A 19485-nucleotide genomic window follows, 5' to 3' on the forward strand; every position below is an offset into this window, starting at 1 on the left:
CGGGACATGTCCACATCGACGATGGTCTGCAAAAGTTGCAAAGCTGTCGCCATAAGCTAAGGCGCCGCGCAGGAACTCGGCGGCCCGACTCGCGCGTGCGAGACTTGTCAACGGCCGACCATGATTGCTGTTGGACCGTCCGGGACAGGACGGCGGAACGATCGTCAGGAAGGACTAGAGCACGTCATGAAAATCATGTCGGGGAACGGCAACCTGCCGCTTGCACGGGCAGTCGCTGCCTATCTCGAACTGCCGCTGACCGAGGCTGCGGTCCGGCGCTTTGCCGACGAGGAAGTCTTCGTCGAAATCCACGAGAACGTGCGTGGCGAGGACGTCTTCATCGTCCAGTCGACCAGCTTCCCGACCAATGACAACCTCATGGAACTGCTGATCTGCATCGATGCGCTGCGTCGCGCGTCGGCACGCCGCATCACCGCGGTGATCCCCTATTTCGGCTATGCCCGCCAGGACCGGAAGCCCGGCCCGCGCACGCCGATCTCGGCCAAGCTGGTTGCCAACCTGATCACGACGGCAGGTGCTGACCGCGTTCTGGCGGTCGATCTTCACGCAGGGCAGATCCAGGGCTTCTTCGACATCCCGACCGACAACCTGTTTGCCGCGCCGACCATGGCTGCGGACATCCAGACCCGTTACGGCGGCGAGCCGCTGATGGTGGTGTCGCCCGACGTCGGCGGCGTCGTGCGCGCCCGTGCGCTGGCCAAGCGGCTCGACAACGCGCCGCTCGCCATCGTCGACAAGCGTCGCGACCGTCCCGGCCAGTCCGAAGTGATGAACATCATCGGTGAAGTGAAGGATCGCATGTGCATCCTGATCGATGACATCATCGATTCGGGCGGCACGCTGTGCAACGCTGCGCAGGCGCTGATGGATGCCGGGGCCAAGGGCGTTGCCGCCTACATCACTCACGGCGTCCTTTCGGGCGGTGCAGTGGCGCGCGTCGGCAATTCCGCGCTCAAGGAACTGGTCATCACCGACAGCATCCTGCCCACCGAAGCGACCCGCGAATGCAGCCGCATCCGCGTGCTGACCATCGCGCCGCTGATCGGCGAAGCGATGCGTCGTATTGCCGACGAAAGCTCGGTCAGCTCGCTTTTCGACTGAATTCGGGAAGGGCGGTGCCGATCGGGTGCCGCCCTCCTGTTTCCGCCTTCCCCTCGCACATGACGTGATCGAGCCAGGGCGGTGCTTCGCCCGGACCGATGCGGGCGAGCAGTTCCAGCCGCCGTGCCTGCCGCGTTTCCAGCGACAGCGTCATCAAGGGTTGCGGTTGCGACACGAATTGACGCGGGCTCATCCCGATCAGCGCGGTGAAATCGCGGATCAGGTGGCTCTGGTCATAATAGCGAAGCATCAGCGCCTCGACCTCGCTGCGGTCGACGACCCCGCGCAGGCAGCTTGCCATGTCGAGCGTGCGGGCCCGCCGCAGAACCTGTTTCGGCGTCATCCCGAAATCGCGCCGGACAATGCGTTCGAGCCTGCGCAGTTCGATCCCGTGCCGCTCGGCAAGATCGTGGACCGGTGTCGCGGGTTCTTCGTAACTCGCGCGTTCGAACCAGACCGAGACCGGATCGGGCGGCGGCGGAACCCGTTGGGCAATCAGCCTGCGCAAGGTCGCCTCCATGGCACGGCACCAGTCTTCGGGCGTCGCGTCGAGGTCCAGGCTGTCGAGCCATGGTCCCGGCGTCAGCCCGATGAGGCCCGGATCGGACAGGCGATCGACGATGTCGCCTTCGCCCGGACCGCCCAGGGCGCGGCAGGATCCGGGGCGCAGGGCGAATCCGACGCTGGTAAAGCCGCCCCGCACACTGACCGGCATCCGGCGGGTCTGCGGGCCGAACAGGATCAGCGCGCGGCCGCGCTGGACAAGGTCTCCGGCGCTTCGCGCGTGCCATTCGCCGTCGAGTTGGGCGCGAACCATCGCGTTTTCGCTGAACACCCCACAATCGAGCCGGTAGTCGGGCGGCGCATCGATGATCGAGACGTATAGGCGCGCCACCCAGGGCGCGAGGTCGCAGGCAGGCGCCCGGCTGTACGACAAAGGCTGGCCGTCACGGGCAACCGCGCTGCCCGGTGCAAGTCGTGGGTCGATCGCAGGCGATCGTCGCATGTCCTTACGCGTTTCCCCCCTCGCGTCGCCATGGCTGTCTTGTCAATTCATGGGCGTTATCGAGGGCGCCGGTCAAGGGCGGGCGTCTTTTTCCCGACGGGACTTCGCTTCGCTTGACCTTGGCGCGGGGCCTTGTCAGGGAATCGGACATGAAGCTCGACGCCGAAATTGCTCTCGCCCATCGCCTTGCCGACGCTGCCGGCGAAGCGATCCGTCCCTGGTTCCGCGCCGTCGGTTTCGAGCGCAAGGGGGACAAGACCCCGGTGACGGCCGCCGACCGTGCCGCCGAAGAAGCGATGCGCGCGGTTCTTGCCGCCGAAATGCCGACCGATGGCGTGATCGGCGAGGAATTCGGGATTTCCACCGGGACTTCGGGGCGCGAATGGGTGCTCGATCCCATCGACGGTACCACCGGTTTCGTCGCCGGGCGTCCGTTGTTCGGTACGCTGATCGCGCTGGTGGTCGACGGCTTCCCGGTTCTGGGCGTGATCGATCAGCCCATCCTCAAGGAACGCTGGGTCGGAGTGATCGGCCGGCCGACTTTGCTCAATGGTCGTCCGGTGCGGACCCGTGCCTGTTCCGCGTTGGCGGAAGCCTCGATCGCCACGACCGGCCCGCACTATTTCAGCGACCATGACGGCGAACATTTCATGGCGCTGGCAGCGCAAACCGACCACAAGCGCATGGTCATGGGCGGCGACTGCTATAACTACGCCATGTTGGCGAGCGGCCATCTCGATATCGTGTGCGAATCCAACCTCAAGCTTTACGACTGGGCGGCGCTGGTGCCGGTGGTTGAAGGCGCGGGCGGGACCATGGCCGACTGGAACGGCGAACCGCTGCGCCAGGGTTCGAGCGGTCATGTGATTGCGCTGGGCGATCCTGCCCGGCTCGACGACGTGGTCGAGGCGCTCGCCTGCGGGCATTGAGCGTCTGGGCGCCTGGGTCCTCAAGACCACGCGCACCAATAGGAACTTGTCCCGGGCTGGTTTCATGTGCAACCAGCCCCGCTCGAATTCGAGCGAGAGGAAAGTCCATGTCGAAATTGCGCCGCGCGATTGCCGTTCTTGCCACGACTGCACTGGTCGCATTGGCCCCCGGCGCGATGGCAAAGACAGTGGTCGTTCGCGCCGCGCACATGATCGACGTCATGGGCGGCAAGCGGGTCGATGACGCGCAAGTCGTCATTGCCGATGGGCGGATCACCGCCGTCGGGCACAAGGGCGACGCGGTTCCCGCCGATGCGCAAGTGATCGATCTGGGCGGGCGCACGTTGCTGCCCGGTCTTATCGACATGCACGTCCACCTGACCGGGGACCCGCGGTTCAGCGGTTATACCAGCCTTCAGTTCACCGATCAGTTCGCGACGGTCGTCGGCGTCGCCAATGCCCGTCGGACGCTGGAGGCGGGCTTTACCACCGTGCGCAACGTCGGTTCGGACGGGTTCGGCGACGTCGCCTTGCGTCAGGCGATCGACATCGATGAAATCCCCGGACCGCGCATCGTTACGGCGACGTACGCGCTGGGCACGACCGGCGGCCATTGCGACACCACCGAACTGCCGCCCGCGCTCGACCGCACCTGGCCCAACATTGCCAATTCGCCCGAGGAATTCCGCGCTCTGGTGCGCAAGATGCACAAGTACGGCGCACAAGTGATCAAGATCTGCGCGACCGGGGGCGTGCTTTCCAAGACCGACGCGGTCGGCGCGCAGCAGATGACGTTCGAGGAAATGAAAGCCGTCGCGGACGAAGCGCACATGCTCGGCCTTCGGGTCGCGGCCCATGCCCACGGGACGCAGGGGATCAACACGGCCCTTCGCGCCGGGATCGACACCATCGAACATGCAAGCCTTGCCGACGCCGAGAGCTTCCGGCTGGCAAGGCAGATGGGCGCCGCGCTCGACATGGACATCTACAACGACGACTACATCCTGTCCGAAGGCGCGAAGAACGGCGTGTTTCCCGAAAGCCTCGAAAAGGAACGCCTGATCGGTCGCAAGCAGCGCGAGACGTTCCGCGCGGCTCACGCGGCGGGCGTCACGCTGCTGTTCGGGACGGACGGCGGGGTCTATCCCAACGGCGACAATGCGCGTCAGTTCGCCAAGATGGTCGAATGGGGCATGACCCCGATCGAGGCGATCCAGGCCGCGACGACGACGGCAGCGAAATATCTCGACCGCACCGCCGATGTCGGCGCGATCGCGACGGGCCGCTATGGCGACCTGATCGCGGTCGACGGCGATCCGTTGGCCGATGTGCGGCAGCTTGAACATGTGACGTTCGTGATGAAGGGCGGCGAAGTCGTAAAAACGGCCGGTTGATCGGGTCTTTGGGATGAGAGTGGGGGCGGTTGCAATTGGGCGAGCGCGCGCCTAAATCGTGCGCAGCATCAAGAGTTGGAGTGCGACGCTCCGACGCCAACCTGCCGGCAACCGGGCAAGGTGGCGCCTTCCGCAAAAGGGGAAGGGATGTGGCCGCAGCGGCAACCAAGCGGAGCCAATGCCCCCATTCCCGTCTCTTTCTCCGGTCGCGGCGCGTCGCAGTTTTGGCTCATGCGCCAGTCAAGGAAACCTGCCTCGTGCCCATTCGCATTGCCGACAACCTGCCCGCCCGCCGCACGCTCGAATCCGAAGGCGTGATCGTGATGGGCGAAAGCGAGGCGGCGCGGCAGGACATCCGGCCCTTGCGCATCGCGCTGCTCAACCTGATGCCCGATAAGATCACCACCGAGACGCAGATCGCACGCCTGCTCGGCGCGACACCCTTGCAGGTGGAGCTCGAACTGCTGCGGATTTCCGGGCATGTCAGCAAGAATACCTCGGCGGGGCATCTCGCCGAATTCTATCGCCCCTGGGACGAAGTCCGCACCGAGAAATTCGACGGCCTGATCGTGACCGGGGCGCCGGTCGAAACCATTGCCTATACCGAAGTGACTTATTGGGACGAACTGCGCCAGATCTTTGACTGGAGCCAGACGCACGTCCATCACACGCTGACGATCTGCTGGGGCGCGATGGCTGCGCTCTATCACTTCCACGGCGTCGACAAGCATCCGCTGGAGGAAAAGGCCTCGGGCGTGTTCCCGCACTGGAACCGCGCTCCGGCGACGCCGTGGATGCGCGGGCTCCCTGACGTGTTCGACGTGCCCGTCTCGCGCTGGAGCGAAGTGCGGAGCGCGGATGTTCCGGCGTCAGCGGGACTGACCGTACTGGCCGAAAGCGATGAAACCGGGCTCAGCCTCTTGGCCGATCCGGCGCACCGTGCGCTCCACATGTTCAACCATCTCGAATATGACACGCTGACGCTCGCCCGCGAATTCGCGCGCGACGAAGGCGCCTATGTCCCCCGCCACTATTTCCCGGGTGACGATCCAAAGGCCAATCCGCTCAACACCTGGCGCGGGCACGGGCACATCCTGTTCGGCAACTGGATTAATCAGGTCTACCAGACGACGCCGTTCGATCTGGCTGATATCGGGGAACTGGTGGGAGCCTGAACCGGCCGCGCGGGTCTTGCGCGACATGACTTGCCTTTTGTCGCCCCGGTGACTAAGGGCCGCACCTTCATCCGGCATGCCGCATGAGATTCGCCTGGCCACAAGGGCTGCCACGGCGGGTCGAGGCAGAGCCGAAACCCAAGGAGACGAAAATGCCCAAGCTCAAGACCAAGAGCGGTGTGAAGAAGCGCTTCAAGATCACCGCTACCGGCAAGGTCAAGCACGGCGTGGCCGGCAAGCGCCACCGCCTGATCAGCCACAACGCCAAGTACATCCGTCAGAACCGCGGTACCGACGTGATCTCCGATGCAGACGCACGGGTGATCAAGAAGTGGGCGCCCTACGGGCTGAACTGAGGAGACTGACAGATGTCCCGTATCAAGCGCGGCACGACTACTCGTGCGAAGCACAAGCGCATTCTTGACGCCGCCAAGGGTTACCGCGGTCGCCGCAAGAATACGATCCGCGTTGCCCGTCAGGCCGTCGAAAAGGCTGGCCAGTACGCTTACCGCGACCGCAAGATCAAGAAGCGGAACTTCCGCGCTCTGTGGATCCAGCGCATCAACGCTGCGGTCCGTGCGGAAGGCCTCACCTATTCGCAGTTCATCCACGGCACCAAGCTTGCCGGGATCGAACTGGACCGCAAGTCGCTCGCCGATCTGGCGATGAACGAAGGTGGCGTGTTCACCGCGATCATCGCTCAGGCCAAGGCTGCCCTTCCGGCTGCCTGATCGCGCGGCATTTGCCGACAACAAAAAGGCGTCGTCCCGTCGGGGCGGCGCTTTTTTGTTATGCGTGTTCCCGTCGCAGTTCGGCGAGAGGGCCGGAATTGCACCAAAAACGCCGACCCGCTTGGAATTTGCCGCATTTGGCGCTAGCGGCTCGGCCCCATGGAACAGCTCGATCAGACACTCGCGGCGATTGCCGCTGCCGACACGCTCGATGCCGTGGAAGCGATCCGCGTGGCCGCGCTCGGCAAGCAGGGGTGGGTTTCGGCCCTGCTGAAGACTCTGGGGCAGATGAGCCCCGAGGAACGCCAGAGCGAAGGCCCGCGCATCCACGCCGCTCGCGAAGCGGTGACGGCTGCTCTTGCCGATCGTCGCGCGGGGATCGAGGCGGCTGTTCTCGACGCGCGCCTTGCTGCTGAAACGGTCGACCTTTCCCTGCCCGCGCCCGCGCTTCCCAAGGGCAGCGTCCATCCGGTCAGCCAGGTCATGGACGAACTCGCCGAGATTTTCGCGGACATGGGCTTTGCCGTCGCCAGCGGTCCCGAGATCGAGGACGACTGGCACAATTTTACCGCGCTCAACATGCCTGAAACGCATCCGGCGCGCGCGATGCACGACACGTTCTATTTCCCCGACCGCGATGCGCAGGGGCGTTCGATGCTGTTGCGCACCCATACCTCGCCGGTGCAGATCCGCTCGATGCTGGCGCAGGGCGCGCCCTTGCGCATCATCGCGCCAGGCCGGGTCTATCGCTCGGACAGCGACGCGACGCACACGCCGATGTTCCACCAGATCGAAGGCCTGGTGATCGACAAGGGGATTCACCTCGGCCACCTCAAGTGGACGCTGGAAACCTTCCTCAAGGCCTTCTTCGAGCGGGACGACATCGTCCTGCGCCTGCGCCCGAGCTATTTCCCCTTCACCGAGCCTTCGGTCGAAGTGGACGTGGGCTATACGCTGGTCAACGGCAAGCGGGTGATCGGCGGGGGCGGGGACGTTCCCGACGGCGGCTGGATGGAAGTGCTCGGCTCGGGCATGGTCAATCGCCGCGTGATCGAGGCGGGCGGGCTCGACCCCGATGAGTGGCAGGGTTTCGCATTCGGCACCGGCGTCGATCGCCTTGCCATGCTCAAATACGGGATGGACGATTTGCGCGCGTTCTTTGACGGCGATATTCGCTGGCTGTCGCACTATGGCTTTGCCGCGCTCGATGTACCGACGCTGTCGGGTGGCGTGGGAGTGCGGGCATGAAGTTCGCGCTGTCCTGGCTCAAGGCCTTCCTCGACACCGATGCCGATGCGGCGACGATCGCCCGCGCGCTCAACGGTCTCGGCCTTGAAATCGAAAGCGTCACCGACGTTGCGGCCGCTCTCACCAAGTTCCGCGTTGCGCGTGTCCTGACGGCGGACAAGCATCCGCAGGCGGACAAGCTGCAAGTGCTGTCGGTCGATCTGGGCGACGGCAATCCGTTGCAGGTCGTGTGCGGCGCCCCCAATGCCCGTGCGGGCCTCATCGGCGTGCTCGGCTTGCCCGGCGCGGTGGTTCCGGCCAACGGCATGGAACTGCGCAAGAGCGCGATCCGTGGCGTCGAATCGAACGGCATGATGTGCTCGACCCGCGAACTGGGTCTTGGCGAAGAGCATGACGGGATCATCGAGCTTCCCGCCGATGCGACGCCGGGTGTCAGCTATGCCGACTATCTCGGTTCCGACCCGGTCTTTGACGTGGCGATCACGCCCAACCGGCCCGATTGCATGGGTGTCTACGGCATTGCGCGCGACCTTGCCGCCGCCGGGATCGGCCGTCTCAAGCCGATTGCGACGACGCCGGTCGAAGGCAGCTATCCCTGCCCGGTCGAGATCCGCACCGAGGACGCCGAAGGGTGTCCGGCGTTCTTCGGACGCGTCATTCGCGGCGTGAAGAACGGTCCCAGCCCGCAGTGGCTGCAGGACGCTCTCAAGAGCGCGGGCCAGCGCCCGATTTCGGCTCTGGTCGACATCACCAACTATGTGATGCTCGGCTACGGGCGTCCGGCCCATGCCTATGACCTTGCCACGCTTTCGGGCGCGGTCGTCGCGCGCAAGGCGAGGGACGGCGAAAAGGTTCTCGCGCTCAACGGTCGCGAATATGCGCTCGAACCGTGGATGACCGTCATTGCCGACGATGCCGGGGTGCATGACATCGCCGGGATCATGGGCGGCGAACATTCGGGATGCAGCGAGACGACCACCGACGTCCTGCTCGAAGTCGCCTATTTCGATCCAGCCGGGATTGCCCGTACCGGGCAGGCGCTGGCGCTGACGTCGGATGCACGCGGCCGTTTCGAGCGCGGTGTCGATACCGGTTTCCTCGATACCGGGCTCGATCTCCTGACCGGTCTGATCCTCGACATCTGTGGCGGGGAAGCAAGCCATGTCGTGCGGGCGGGCAAGGCTCCGGTCGCGGACAAGGTCGTTGATTATGCCCCGACGCTGGCTGCGCGGCTTGGCGGGGTCGACCTGCCCGACGACGAACAGCGCCGTATTCTGGCGGCGCTCGGCTTTGCGGTCAGCGGCGAGGGCGTCTGGAAAGTCGCCGTTCCCGGCTGGCGTCCGGACATCGACGGCGCCCCCGACATTGTCGAGGAAGTGATTCGCGTTCACGGGCTCGATGCCGTGCCTTCGACGCCGCTGCCGCGTGCGGCGGGCGTTGCCAAGCCGACCGCGACTGCGGCCCAGTCGCTCGAGCGGCGCCTGCGTCGTGCCGCTGCCGCGCGCGGCGCGCATGAAGCGGTGACGTGGTCGTTCCTGCCCGAAGCGGAAGCGGCGCGGTTTGCCGATGGTGCCGATGCGCCCTGGGTTCTGGCCAATCCGATTTCGGAAGACCTGAAGGCCATGCGGCCCTCGCTCTTGCCGGGCCTGCTGTCGGCGGCACGCCGCAATCTCGACCGTGGCGCCACCAGCGTGCGCCTGTTCGAAATCGGCCGTCGCTATCTGCGCGGCGAAGGTGGTGCGAGCAACGAGGCGCCAAGCCTTGCCGTGGTTCTGGCCGGTGAACGCAGCGCGCGCGGCTGGGCGACGGGCAAAGCGGTGGCGTTCGACGCGTTCGATGCCAAGGCGGAGGCTCTCGCGCTTCTGGCCGAAGCCGGCGCGCCGGTCGACAACCTGCAAGTCATGGGCGAGGCGGGACCGCAGTTCCACCCCGGCCAGTCGGCGACATTGCGCCTTGGCCCCAAGACGGTGCTGGCGCGCTTCGGCATGCTTCACCCCTCGACGCTCAAGGCTTTCGACTTGTCCGCGCCGGTTGCGGTGGTCGAACTGTTCCTCGAACGCCTGCCGGGAAAGAAGGGCGCCTCGACGTTTGCGCGTGCGCCTTATGCGCCGCCCGTGCTTCAGGGGGTGACGCGCGACTTCGCGTTCCTGGTCCCGACCGATCGTCCGGCGGGCGATGTCGTGCGGTCGGTTCGCGGCGCGGACAAGGCGAACATCGTCGCAGTGCGCGTGTTCGACGACTTCCGCGGACAGGGCGTGGCCGAGGGCATGCGCAGTCTCGCGCTTGAAGTCACGCTGCAACCCGTCGACAAGAGCTATGACGAAGCCGCGCTCAAGGCGATTTCGGATCGAATCGTCGCGGCGGCTGCCAAGGTCGGAGCGACCTTGCGAGGGTAAAGGGAGTGGCTATGGCGGATGAACTGGTTGCAATCGGCTCGGACAGGCTGACCGCGCAGATTCATCCGCTGGGTGCCGAACTCTGGTCGCTCCGCGATGCGGAAGGCCGGGACTACATGACCGATGCCGACCCGGCGTTCTGGAGCGGGCATGCCCCGTTGCTGTTCCCGGTGGTCGGCTCGCTCGTCGACGACCGGCTGGTGGTCGAGGGCAAGGCCTATTCCCTGCCGCGTCACGGCTTTGCCCGGCGCAGCCTTTTCACGTGCGTGGAGCAGGGCGCGGATCACGTCCGTTTTCACCTTGCCGACAGTGATGAGACCCGCGCGGTCTATCCTTTCGCGTTCACGCTCGACATGACCTTTCGCGTCGAGGGTTGGCGCCTTGCCATGACCGCAACGGTCGGCAATCCCGGTGACCGGCCGCTCCCGTTCAGTTTCGGCTATCATCCCGCCTTTGCCTGGCCTCTGCCGGGCGGTGCCGACAAGGCCGCGCACAAGCTGGTCTTTGCGCAGGATGAGCCACAGCCGATCCGGCGCGTGAGCCGTGACGCCGGGCTGCTCTTGCCGCAAGCCGAGGCAACGCCGGTCAAGGGGCGCGAACTGGCGCTCGACGAAGCCCTGTTCCGCGCCGATGCCGTGATCTGGACCGAGCTTGCCGGGCGGAGCCTCTCCTATGGGGCGCCAGGCGGCACCTGGCTCGACATCGATTTTCCCGACATGCCCATGCTCGGGCTCTGGCAGGTGCCCGGCGCGCGCTATATCTGCATCGAACCCTGGCAGGGCCATGCCGATCCCGAAGGGTTCACGGGCGAATTCGTCGAAAAACCCGGCATCGTCACGCTGGCGCCGGGGGCTTCGCGCGATTTCCGCATGGATGTGACGGTGAGGGTGTCGTGAAGACGCGTGTGAAATGGATCTGGCCGGTCATTGCCCTGTCGGCGATGACGGCGGTTGCGCTGCTGACCCCGCGCACGGGATTGCGGCAAGTGGTGCGTGCCGACAGCGCGCTTCCCGCCGCGCGGCTTGGCCCCTGTCTTGCCGCCCGGCTCGGGCTCGGCCCGTGGAAGGGCAACCCGCAAGTGGCCGGGAACAAGGGCGCCGGATTGCGTGCCGAACTCGCCGACAAGGGGGCGTCCCGCCACCTTTCCCTGCTGACCGAAGGGGGGCGTCCGCTCTCTTCGGGCGAAAGCGAGGCGGTTCAGGCGTGCCTGCGCGGCGGTTGAAGTGAAAAAACCGGTTCCCTCGGGCTTGTGCGATGCATTAGGGGGCTTGGATCATGTCCAATCGCCGCACCTTTGCCATCATTTCGCACCCCGACGCGGGTAAGACGACGCTCACCGAAAAGCTGCTGCTTCAGGGGGGGGCGATCCACCTTGCCGGTGAAGTCAAGGCACGCGGCGCGGCGCGGCGCGCGCGCTCGGACTGGATGAAGATCGAGCAGCAGCGCGGGATTTCGGTGACCAGCTCGGTCATGACGTTCCAGAAGGACGGGATCGTCTTCAACCTGCTCGACACGCCGGGCCACGAGGACTTTTCCGAAGATACCTACCGCACGCTGACCGCGGTCGATTCGGCGATCATGGTGATCGACGCGGCCAAGGGGATCGAGCCGCAGACGCGCAAGCTGTTCGAAGTGTGCCGCATGCGCTCGGTGCCGATCATCACGTTCGTCAACAAGGTCGACCGCGAAGGCCGCAGCGTGTTCGAGACGCTCGACGAAGTGGCCGATGCGCTTGCGCTCGACGTGGTGCCGATGTCCTGGCCGGTCGGCATGGGCGGTGTGTTCCAGGGCGTCTACGACTTTGCCACCCGCACGATCAGCCGTCCCGAAGGCGATGGCCGCGAATTCCTCGGCAAAGTCGAGCCGTTGACCGAAGGCGCCATTCCCGACGACATCGCCGAGGAAATGGAACTGGGCGAGGCCGGGTATCCCGCTTTCGACCTCGAAGCCTATCGCAACGGTGACCTGACACCGGTCTATTTCGGTTCGGCACTCAAGAATTTCGGTGTCGAGGCGCTGATCGACGCGATTGCCCGCTTTGCACCGCCGCCGCGTCCGCAGCCTTCGGAACAGGGGATCATCGATCCCGAGCGCAGCGACGTGACCGGCTTCGTGTTCAAGGTGCAGGCCAACATGGACCCGCAGCACCGCGACCGCATCGCGTTCATGCGCCTCGTTTCGGGTACGTTCCGTCGCGGCATGAAGCTGATCCCGTCGGGACTGGGCAAGCCGATCGCGGTCCATTCGCCGATCCTGTTCTTTGCGCAGGACCGCGAGATCGCCGATACCGCCGAGGCGGGCGACATCATCGGCATTCCCAACCACGGCACGCTGCGGGTTGGCGATACCCTGTCCGAACGCAACGACGTGCGTTTCACCGGGCTGCCCAATTTCGCCCCGGAAATCCTGCGCCGCGTGGTGCTCAAGGACCCGACCAAGACCAAGCAGCTGCGCAAGGCGCTTGATGACTTGTCCGAAGAAGGGGTGATCCAGGTCTTCTATCCCGAAATCGGCAGCCAGTGGATCGTCGGCGTCGTGGGGCAGCTTCAGCTCGACGTGCTGGTTTCGCGACTGGAAGCCGAATACAAGGTCGAGGCCATGCTCGAAGCTTCGCCGTTCGACACGGCGCGCTGGCTCAAGGGCAGCGATGCGGCGATCAAGGGGTTCGAGGATTTCAACCGGAGCAATCTGGCGCGCGACCGCGACGGAGACCCGGTTTTCATGGCCCGTTCAGCGTGGGACGTGGGATATCAGCAGGAACGCAATCCCGATCTCGTCTTTTCTGCGACGAAAGAACGGTAAGGGAAGGCGTGGCCGGCTTCGCCATTCGCCGAATGGCGGATTTCAGCGTGAGGACAAGGAATTAGAACAGGCTCACTGCTATGCCGGCGGCAAACCATAACGGCAGGAGGATGCGTTGAATCTGCTTGGGCCCACATCCAATACGTTTATTTCCCAACGCCTTCGCCTCCATTATGTCGATTGGGGCAATGCGGACAAGCCGCCGTTGCTGCTCGTCCACGGGTCGCGCGACCATTGTCGCAGCTGGGACTGGACGGCCGAGGCCCTGCGCGAAGACTGGCACGTCATTGCGGTCGACAATCGCGGCCACGGCGACAGCGAATGGGTCTCGGACGGCAACTATCGCACGATGGACATGGTCTATGACCTTGCCCAGCTGGTGCATCAGCTCAATCTCGCGCCGGTGACGATCGTCTCGCATTCGTGGGGTGCGATCGTGTCGTTGCGCTATGCCGGGCTCTTTCCCGAAGACGTGCGCAAGCTGGTCGCGATCGAAGGCATTTTCCCGACGCCCGAATGGGAAATGCGGATGAAGGACGTGCCCTTTGCGCGGCGTATCCGCGACTATATCGCCGAAAAGCGCAAGGCGGCAGGACGCCTGCCGCGTCGCTATCCCACGCTTGCCGATGCCTTTGCCCGCATGAAGGCGGAAAACCCCTATCTGACCGACGAGCAGGCGCGGCACCTGACCATTCACGGGATCAACCGGAACGAGGATGGGACTTTCACCTGGAAGTTCGATCCTTATGTCCACATCGACCACCCGTACGACATCTCGACCGAGCGCAAGCACGAGCTGTGGGAAGCGATCACATGCCCCACGCTGCTGCTCAACGGCGCGGATTCGTTCGCGGGCAATCCCGAACGCGACGGCCGCATCCGCCATTTCCGCGACGCGCGCGTGGTCGAATTCGAGAATGCCGGGCATTGGCCGCATCACGACCAGTACGACCGCTTCATCGGGCTCCTGCGCGAATTCCTTTGAGCATCGGTCCCTGAAGTATCGGATCGGGGTTCCGGCGTTCGCGGAACCCCGCGCGGCTCGGGCGCTCTTCCCACCTTCTTTGGGCAATACCCTCTTTGGGGGATATTCTGTGCCTAAAAATTAGGCATCAATGTGCAGGTGCACAAGATTCGAGCGCTTCCCGGCCTCAGGATAAGCGTTTTATTCCTGTCACACTCGGATTTCCGTATATTACTGATCTGGCATGTTCCTTGCTGAGATGGTCGAGGCCGGCGGTCGCCCGGTAAGGAGTAGGCCTTGAAAAGGGGGGCATGAATGAAATTCATCATCGCCATCATCAAGCCGTTCAAGCTCGACGAAGTGCGCGAAGCGCTTTCGGGTCTGGGCGTTGCCGGGATGACGGTGTCGGAAGTGAAAGGTTTCGGTCGCCAGAAGGGCCAGACCGAAATCTACCGCGGCGCCGAATATTCGACCAACATGCTGCCCAAGGTGAAAATCGAGATTGCGGCCAGCGACGACCTCGCTCCGCAGATCATCGAGACGATCCAGCAAGCCGCCAGCACCGAAGCGATCGGTGACGGCAAGATCTTCGTGCTCGATCTTGCCTCGGCCACGCGCATCCGCACCGGCGAGACCGGGGATACCGCGCTGTGATCTCTGGCCGTTGTGATCTCGGGGCTGTGTCCTCCGACATGAAGGGAAACCATATGATCCGTAAGATGATCAGTGGCGTTGCGGGACTGGGGCTGACGCTCGCTACCGCATCGACCGCTTTCGCGCAGGCGGCGATGATCAAGGCGCCGACCGTCGCCCAGCAGGCCACCATGGTCAACAAGGGCGACACCACCTGGATGCTCGTGTCTGCCCTGCTCGTCCTCATGATGAGCGTTCCGGGCCTCGCACTGTTCTATGGCGGCCTCGTGCGGACCAAGAACATGCTGAGCGTGCTGATGCAGGTCTTCATGATCGTGTCGATCGGCGGTCTGCTCTGGGCCACCTACGGCTATTCGCTCGCCTTCACTACCGGGATCACCCCCGGCCTCACCCCTTACGTCGGCGGCTTCTCCAAGGCGCTGATGATCGGCGTTTCGGGTTCGACGTACGCCGCGACGTTCTCGAACAACGTCTACATCCCCGAACTCGCGTACTTCGTCTTCCAGATGACCTTCGCGATGATCACCCCGGCGCTGATCGTGGGGTCGTTCGCGGAACGCGTGAAGTTCACCCCGCTGATGATCTTCGTCGTGCTGTGGTCGACCTTTGCCTATTACCCGATGGCGCACATGGTCTGGTACTGGGCCGGTCCGGACTTCCTCAAGGATACCCCGACCGAAACCGGTCTGCTGTACGGCAAGGGCGCGCTCGACTTCGCGGGCGGCACCGTCGTTCACATCAACGCGGGTATCGCCGGTCTCATCGGCTGCCTCATGATGGGCAAGCGCGTCGGTTTCGGCAAGGAAGCCACTCCGCCGCACTCGCTGACCATGACCATGATCGGCGCCTCCCTGCTGTGGGTGGGCTGGTTCGGCTTCAACGCCGGTTCCAACCTTGAAGCGAACGGCGTCACCGCGGTCGCTTTCGTCAACACCATGCTCGCCACTTGCGCCGCCGCCGTCAGCTGGGCCATCATCGAACAGGTCGTTCACGGCAAGCCCTCGATGCTGGGTGCCGCTTCGGGTGCCGTCGCCGGTCTCGTCGCGATCACGCCTGCTTCGGGCTATGGCGCTCCGGCCACCTCGATGGTCCTCGGCCTCATCGTTTCGCCGATCTGCTTCTTCTTCGTCACCACGGTGAAGAACAAGCTCAAGTACGACGACACGCTCGACGTCTTCGGCGTCCACTGCGTCGGCGGGATCACCGGTGCGATCGCCACCGCCATTGTCGCCAACCCGGCGCTCGGCGGCCAGGGCGTGATCGACTACACCCAGTTCCCGGCGGTTGCTGCGGCCACTTACGACACCACGGCCCAGATCATCGTGCAGCTCGAAGCTGTGCTGATCACGCTGCTGTGGTCGGGTATCGTCTCGGCGGTTCTCTTCTTCGTCATCGACAAGACCATCGGTCTGCGTCCGACCGAAGAAGCCGAACGTGAAGGCCTCGACATCACCGAACACGGCGAACGCGCCTACAACTACTGAGTTCAGACAAGATTGGCGGGGTGGGAAACCCGGGACCTCTCCCTCTCGGGACTTTCCCCGCCAGACGATGTTCCTCCTGCGAACGGACTGAGGCCGGAAGTGCTAGCCCACTTCCGGCCATTTTTCTGTCCTGAGAGGGGGCAAGCGGGGCCCAACCCGGGAACTCGCCGCTTGGCGAGTTTTGAAAGAGACTTTAAGGCGCAGCGATCATGACTGCGTCCAAACCCGCTTCGCCCTCTGCCGCATCCGACCGGCCGCGTCCCAAGGACTGGATCCTGGGGATCAAGGCCTATGTCCCGGGCAAGTCGACCGGCGCCGATGGACGACCGCTGATCAAGCTGTCGGCCAACGAGAACCCGCTCGGCACCAGCCCGCTGGCGCAAGAGGCGCGACACCATGCCGGGGATCAGGCGCGCTATCCCGATCCCGACAGCACCGCCCTGCGCGTGGCGCTGGGCAAGCTGCACGATCTTCCCGCCGAACGGATCGTGATGGGCACCGGTTCGGACGAACTGCTGCACCTTGCGGTTCAGGCCTATGCCGGGCCGGGCGATGAAGTGCTTTATGTCCGCTATGGCTTTGCCGTCTATGACATCGCCGCGCGCCGCTGTGGTGCCACGCCGGTGGTTGCGCCCGACCGCGACTACGGCACCGATGTCGATGCCCTGCTCGCGGCGGTAACGCCTGCCACTCGCGTCGTTTTCCTCGCCAATCCCAACAATCCGACCGGCAGCTATATCGGGCGCGAGGAAGTCGCCCGGCTCCATGCCGGGCTGCGCCCGGACATCCTGCTCGTCATCGATCAGGCCTATGCCGAATATGTCGCTGCCGAAGACGACGACGGTGCCTTTGCGCTTGCCGCCCGCGCGCACAACGTTCTGGTCACGCGCACCTTTTCCAAGATCTATGGTCTTGCCGGGGAACGCGTGGGCTGGGCAACCGGCGACGCGGACGTGATCGACATGCTCAACCGCATTCGCGGTCCGTTCAACCTGTCGCTGTCGGCGCAGGCAACCGCGCTTGCAGCCCTTGCCGATCAGGACTTCGTGCGCCATTCGCGCGAGCACAATCGCGCGGAGCGGACCCGGTTCGTTGCCGCGATCGAGGCGTTGGGCAATCACGGGCTGCGTCCGCTGCCTTCGCAGGCCAATTTTGTGCTGATCGAGTTTCGCGGTGCCCTGACGGCGGAGGCTGCGTACCTTGGCCTCATGGAATACGGCTACATCACCCGCTGGCTTCCGGGACAGGGGCTGCCCCAGGCACTGCGCATCACCATCGGCACGGCCGAGCAGATGAACGCCATTGCCGCTGCCCTGACCACTCTGGCCGGGGCTGCGGCGTGAGCGACAGCGAAAGCGCGTCGCTGCCGTTTCGTCATGTCGCGGTAATCGGCCTAGGCCTGCTCGGGAGTTCGGTCGCGCGGGCGGCACGGGCGTGCCTGCCCGGCATTGTGATCACCGGCTACGATGCCGATCCGGCCGTGCGCGATCGCGCGCGCGCCATCGGTCTTGCCGACACGATCGCGAATGCGGCAGGCGAAGCGGTGCGGGGCGCGGACCTTGTTGTCCTGTGCGTGCCGGTCGGCGCGATGGGGACTGCGGCCCGCGAACTGGCCGCTGACCTGTCGCTTGCCGCGATCGTGAGCGATGTCGGATCGAGCAAGGCGAGCGTGGCCGCTGCGCTCGGCGCTGCCTTGCCCGGCCATCGCATCATTCCCGCCCATCCCGTCGCCGGGACCGAGCAGAGTGGCCCTGATGCCGGGTTTGCCACGCTGTTCCGCAACCGCTGGTGCATCGTGACGCCTCCGGCCGATGTCGATGCGGCCGATCTGGCGCGTCTGGTCGCGTTCTGGGAAGCCTTCGGCGCGCGGGTCGAGACGATGGATGCCGAGCATCACGACCTCGTGCTCGCCGTGACCAGCCACTTGCCGCACCTGATTGCCTATACGATCGTGGGGACCGCGTCCGATCTCGAACGCGTGACGCAGAGCGAGGTGATCAAGTATTCGGCGGGCGGTTTCCGCGACTTTACCCGCATTGCCGCATCCGATCCGACGATGTGGCGCGACGTCTTCCTCAACAATCGCGATGCGGTGCTCGATATGCTCGGGCGCTTCAATCGCGATTTGGCCGAACTCGAAGCCGCGATCCGGGCCGGGGATGGCGAGCAGTTGTTCGACCATTTCACCCGCACGCGGGCGATCCGTCGCTCGATCATCGAGATGGGGCAGGATGACGCGCGGCCCGACTTCGGCCGCGCGGATCACAGTCGTGCGGGCAAGGAAACGGTCAGCGGTTGAGCGTGTTGATCGCGGTGTGAACGGCCGTCTCGATGTCCTGTCGCGGCAGGCCGGAGGGAAGTTCCGCGCAGACCCGGTAACGGACGACCCCGGACTTCTTCCACAGGCGGTGATAGAGGCGCCCGCTGTCGACCGCGACCGGCACGACCGGCAGGCCGAAGACCTTGTAGAGCCCCGCAAACCCGGCCTGTAGTGGCGGGCTCGAGCGATAGGGGACGCGGGTTCCTTCGGGGAAGATCGCGAGCGGTCGACCCGCGCCGCGCGTCCGGGCTTCGGAAATCATGCCGCGCAGGGCACGGGCCCCGGCGCTGCGATCGACCCCGATCAGGCCATAGCGGTACCCGAGCTTGCCCCAGAGGGGGATCTCGAGCAGCTCCTTCTTGGCGAAGATCATCGGGTTGGGCAGCACGTTGGGAAGATCGATCGCCTCGAAGAAAGACTCGTGCCGGACGGCATAGAGCACCGGATGATCGGGCAGCTCGCCTTCGACCACGACGCGGATGCCGAGCAGGTGGCGGCAGCACCAGCGGTGCCAGCGAAACCAGGCATAGGCCATCGCGACGGTGACGGAATTGGGCAGGACCAGCGTCATGGTCCCGGCAAGGACGAGCAGTATCGAGCCGAGGTAGAACACCGGATAGAACACGAGGCTGCGCGCAATATCGGCGGGACGCACGATATTCGAAGTGTCAGTGGCGGGCATTGTGGTGGGGTCCATCGGGCCAATCGATCAGCCAGGCCAGCATCCGGGCCAGGAACTTGTTATATTCGACAAAGAGAATGCGCATGCTGGGGTGGGACGGCACTGCGTCCTCGACGATCACCAGCCCCTTGGGCGCGGCAACCGCAAGATCGAATGCGGCCCGGCGCATATGCCAGTCGGTGGTGACGAGCCGCACCGAGCGCAGGTCATAGCGCGCGATCCAGCGCGCTGCTTCGAGCGCGTTCGAGCGGGTGTCGAAGGATTCGTAGCCCAGCGTCATGCAGCAGGCGAACAGGCTTGCAGGTACGCCGTATTCGGCTTCGAACTCGGCGGGTTTCACTTCGCTGTCGACGCCCGAAACCAGCATGCGCTTGGCCTCGTCCGCGCGCAGGACCTCGATCCCGCGCTGAATCCGGCCGCTGCCCCCGGTCAGTGCGATGACGGCATCGGTGCGGGTATGGTCGGCCGGACGCGGCAGGAACAGTGCGAACCACAGGAAGCCGAGCAGCCATGCCAGCACCATGAGTGAAAGAATGCGACGGAACAGTCCGGGCGGTTTGCGCAAGGCCATTGCTGTC

General features: G+C 64.8%; 19 protein-coding genes and 1 riboswitch. Of the genes, 16 read left to right on the top strand and 3 right to left on the bottom strand.

Annotation, left to right across the window (positions count from 1 at the left end):
* Positions 1-186 precede the first annotated feature (186 nt).
* Entirely contained in the window at positions 187-1122 is a 936-nt protein-coding gene (locus Y88_RS12285) for a ribose-phosphate pyrophosphokinase (RefSeq protein WP_008069731.1), read from the top strand.
* Here Y88_RS12285 and Y88_RS12290 read toward each other — a convergent pair.
* Positions 1103-2128, bottom strand: a complete 1026-nt coding sequence (locus Y88_RS12290; protein ID WP_018075522.1) for a helix-turn-helix domain-containing protein — start codon at positions 2126-2128, stop codon at positions 1103-1105. The two genes, Y88_RS12285 and Y88_RS12290, sit on opposite strands and share 20 nt — an antisense overlap.
* Positions 2129-2277: 149 nt before the next feature.
* Between Y88_RS12290 and hisN the strand changes: the two genes are divergently transcribed.
* The 15 genes from hisN to Y88_RS12365 all read left to right on the top strand — a co-directional run bounded on the left by hisN (position 2278) and on the right by Y88_RS12365 (position 18204).
* On the top strand, positions 2278-3057 hold the full coding sequence (gene hisN, locus Y88_RS12295; RefSeq protein ID WP_018075521.1) for a histidinol-phosphatase: 780 nt from the start codon (positions 2278-2280) through the stop codon (positions 3055-3057).
* Between the two features lie 107 nt (positions 3058-3164).
* Complete coding sequence (locus Y88_RS12300) at positions 3165-4451, top strand: Xaa-Pro dipeptidase (RefSeq protein WP_008069738.1); 1287 nt, start codon at positions 3165-3167, stop codon at positions 4449-4451.
* Between the two features lie 60 nt (positions 4452-4511).
* Positions 4512-4630, top strand: a riboswitch (SAM-I-IV-variant riboswitch).
* Between the two features lie 78 nt (positions 4631-4708).
* Positions 4709-5626 carry a homoserine O-succinyltransferase gene (locus Y88_RS12305; RefSeq protein WP_026166866.1) on the top strand — a complete coding sequence of 306 codons (918 nt, stop codon included), beginning with the start codon at positions 4709-4711 and terminating at the stop codon, positions 5624-5626.
* A 152-nt stretch (positions 5627-5778) separates the two neighbouring features.
* On the top strand, positions 5779-5982 hold the full coding sequence (rpmI, locus tag Y88_RS12310; protein WP_008069742.1) for a 50S ribosomal protein L35: 204 nt from the start codon (positions 5779-5781) through the stop codon (positions 5980-5982).
* A gap of 12 nt (positions 5983-5994) precedes the next feature.
* Positions 5995-6357, top strand: a complete 363-nt coding sequence (gene rplT, locus Y88_RS12315) for a 50S ribosomal protein L20 (RefSeq protein WP_008069746.1) — start codon at positions 5995-5997, stop codon at positions 6355-6357.
* A gap of 159 nt (positions 6358-6516) precedes the next feature.
* Positions 6517-7605: a phenylalanine--tRNA ligase subunit alpha gene (pheS, locus tag Y88_RS12320; protein WP_008069748.1), complete on the top strand. Its 1089-nt coding sequence runs from the start codon at positions 6517-6519 to the stop codon at positions 7603-7605.
* Positions 7602-10001, top strand: coding sequence for a phenylalanine--tRNA ligase subunit beta (pheT, locus tag Y88_RS12325; RefSeq protein ID WP_008069757.1), 2400 nt, complete (start codon positions 7602-7604; stop codon positions 9999-10001). The genes pheS and pheT overlap by 4 nt, the downstream gene beginning before the upstream one ends.
* 11 nt (positions 10002-10012) lie before the next feature.
* Complete coding sequence (locus Y88_RS12330; RefSeq protein WP_008069758.1) at positions 10013-10897, top strand: aldose 1-epimerase family protein; 885 nt, start codon at positions 10013-10015, stop codon at positions 10895-10897.
* Positions 10894-11223, top strand: coding sequence for a hypothetical protein (locus Y88_RS12335; RefSeq protein WP_018075519.1), 330 nt, complete (start codon positions 10894-10896; stop codon positions 11221-11223). Before Y88_RS12330 ends, Y88_RS12335 begins: the two co-directional genes overlap by 4 nt.
* A gap of 53 nt (positions 11224-11276) precedes the next feature.
* Positions 11277-12803 carry a peptide chain release factor 3 gene (locus Y88_RS12340; protein ID WP_008069760.1) on the top strand — a complete coding sequence of 509 codons (1527 nt, stop codon included), beginning with the start codon at positions 11277-11279 and terminating at the stop codon, positions 12801-12803.
* 115 nt (positions 12804-12918) lie between these two features.
* A complete protein-coding gene (locus tag Y88_RS12345) occupies positions 12919-13788 on the top strand; it encodes an alpha/beta fold hydrolase (RefSeq protein WP_018075518.1) in 870 nt (289 codons plus the stop codon).
* A 294-nt stretch (positions 13789-14082) separates the two neighbouring features.
* The gene (locus Y88_RS12350; protein WP_008069761.1) at positions 14083-14421 is read left to right on the top strand and encodes a P-II family nitrogen regulator; all 339 of its coding nucleotides are present in this window, start codon (positions 14083-14085) and stop codon (positions 14419-14421) included.
* A gap of 53 nt (positions 14422-14474) precedes the next feature.
* Complete coding sequence (locus Y88_RS12355; protein ID WP_008069763.1) at positions 14475-15905, top strand: ammonium transporter; 1431 nt, start codon at positions 14475-14477, stop codon at positions 15903-15905.
* Between the two features lie 209 nt (positions 15906-16114).
* A complete protein-coding gene (hisC, locus tag Y88_RS12360) occupies positions 16115-17248 on the top strand; it encodes a histidinol-phosphate transaminase (protein ID WP_008069767.1) in 1134 nt (377 codons plus the stop codon).
* Positions 17245-18204: a prephenate/arogenate dehydrogenase family protein gene (locus Y88_RS12365; protein WP_008069769.1), complete on the top strand. Its 960-nt coding sequence runs from the start codon at positions 17245-17247 to the stop codon at positions 18202-18204. The genes hisC and Y88_RS12365 overlap by 4 nt, the downstream gene beginning before the upstream one ends.
* Here the strand turns inward: Y88_RS12365 and Y88_RS12370 are convergent.
* Together Y88_RS12370 and Y88_RS12375 are read right to left on the bottom strand one after the other, a co-directional pair.
* On the bottom strand, positions 18194-18907 hold the full coding sequence (locus tag Y88_RS12370) for a lysophospholipid acyltransferase family protein (RefSeq protein ID WP_018075516.1): 714 nt from the start codon (positions 18905-18907) through the stop codon (positions 18194-18196). The two genes, Y88_RS12365 and Y88_RS12370, sit on opposite strands and share 11 nt — an antisense overlap.
* Positions 18894-19478: a YdcF family protein gene (locus Y88_RS12375; RefSeq protein ID WP_008069775.1), complete on the bottom strand. Its 585-nt coding sequence runs from the start codon at positions 19476-19478 to the stop codon at positions 18894-18896. Before Y88_RS12375 ends, Y88_RS12370 begins: the two co-directional genes overlap by 14 nt.
* Positions 19479-19485 lie beyond the last annotated feature (7 nt).

The sequence above is a fragment of the Novosphingobium nitrogenifigens DSM 19370 genome (genome assembly GCF_000192575.1).
Lineage (GTDB): Bacteria > Pseudomonadota > Alphaproteobacteria > Sphingomonadales > Sphingomonadaceae > Novosphingobium > Novosphingobium nitrogenifigens.

Excerpts from the sequence above, each read along its gene's own strand:
- pheT (WP_008069757.1), top strand. The coding sequence starts at position 7,602 with ATGAAGTTCGCGCTGTCCTGGCTCAAGGCCTTCCTCGACACCGATGCC.
- hisC (WP_008069767.1), top strand. The coding sequence starts at position 16,115 with ATGACTGCGTCCAAACCCGCTTCGCCCTCTGCCGCATCCGACCGGCCG.
- hisN (WP_018075521.1), top strand. The coding sequence starts at position 2,278 with ATGAAGCTCGACGCCGAAATTGCTCTCGCCCATCGCCTTGCCGACGCT.
- Y88_RS12330 (WP_008069758.1), top strand. The coding sequence starts at position 10,013 with ATGGCGGATGAACTGGTTGCAATCGGCTCGGACAGGCTGACCGCGCAG.
- Y88_RS12375 (WP_008069775.1), bottom strand. The coding sequence starts at position 19,478 with ATGGCCTTGCGCAAACCGCCCGGACTGTTCCGTCGCATTCTTTCACTC.
- pheS (WP_008069748.1), top strand. The coding sequence starts at position 6,517 with ATGGAACAGCTCGATCAGACACTCGCGGCGATTGCCGCTGCCGACACG.
- rpmI (WP_008069742.1), top strand. The coding sequence starts at position 5,779 with ATGCCCAAGCTCAAGACCAAGAGCGGTGTGAAGAAGCGCTTCAAGATC.
- Y88_RS12370 (WP_018075516.1), bottom strand. The coding sequence starts at position 18,907 with ATGCCCGCCACTGACACTTCGAATATCGTGCGTCCCGCCGATATTGCG.
- Y88_RS12290 (WP_018075522.1), bottom strand. The coding sequence starts at position 2,128 with ATGCGACGATCGCCTGCGATCGACCCACGACTTGCACCGGGCAGCGCG.
- Y88_RS12350 (WP_008069761.1), top strand. The coding sequence starts at position 14,083 with ATGAAATTCATCATCGCCATCATCAAGCCGTTCAAGCTCGACGAAGTG.
- Y88_RS12355 (WP_008069763.1), top strand. The coding sequence starts at position 14,475 with ATGATCCGTAAGATGATCAGTGGCGTTGCGGGACTGGGGCTGACGCTC.
- Y88_RS12285 (WP_008069731.1), top strand. The coding sequence starts at position 187 with ATGAAAATCATGTCGGGGAACGGCAACCTGCCGCTTGCACGGGCAGTC.
- Y88_RS12340 (WP_008069760.1), top strand. The coding sequence starts at position 11,277 with ATGTCCAATCGCCGCACCTTTGCCATCATTTCGCACCCCGACGCGGGT.
- rplT (WP_008069746.1), top strand. The coding sequence starts at position 5,995 with ATGTCCCGTATCAAGCGCGGCACGACTACTCGTGCGAAGCACAAGCGC.
- Y88_RS12300 (WP_008069738.1), top strand. The coding sequence starts at position 3,165 with ATGTCGAAATTGCGCCGCGCGATTGCCGTTCTTGCCACGACTGCACTG.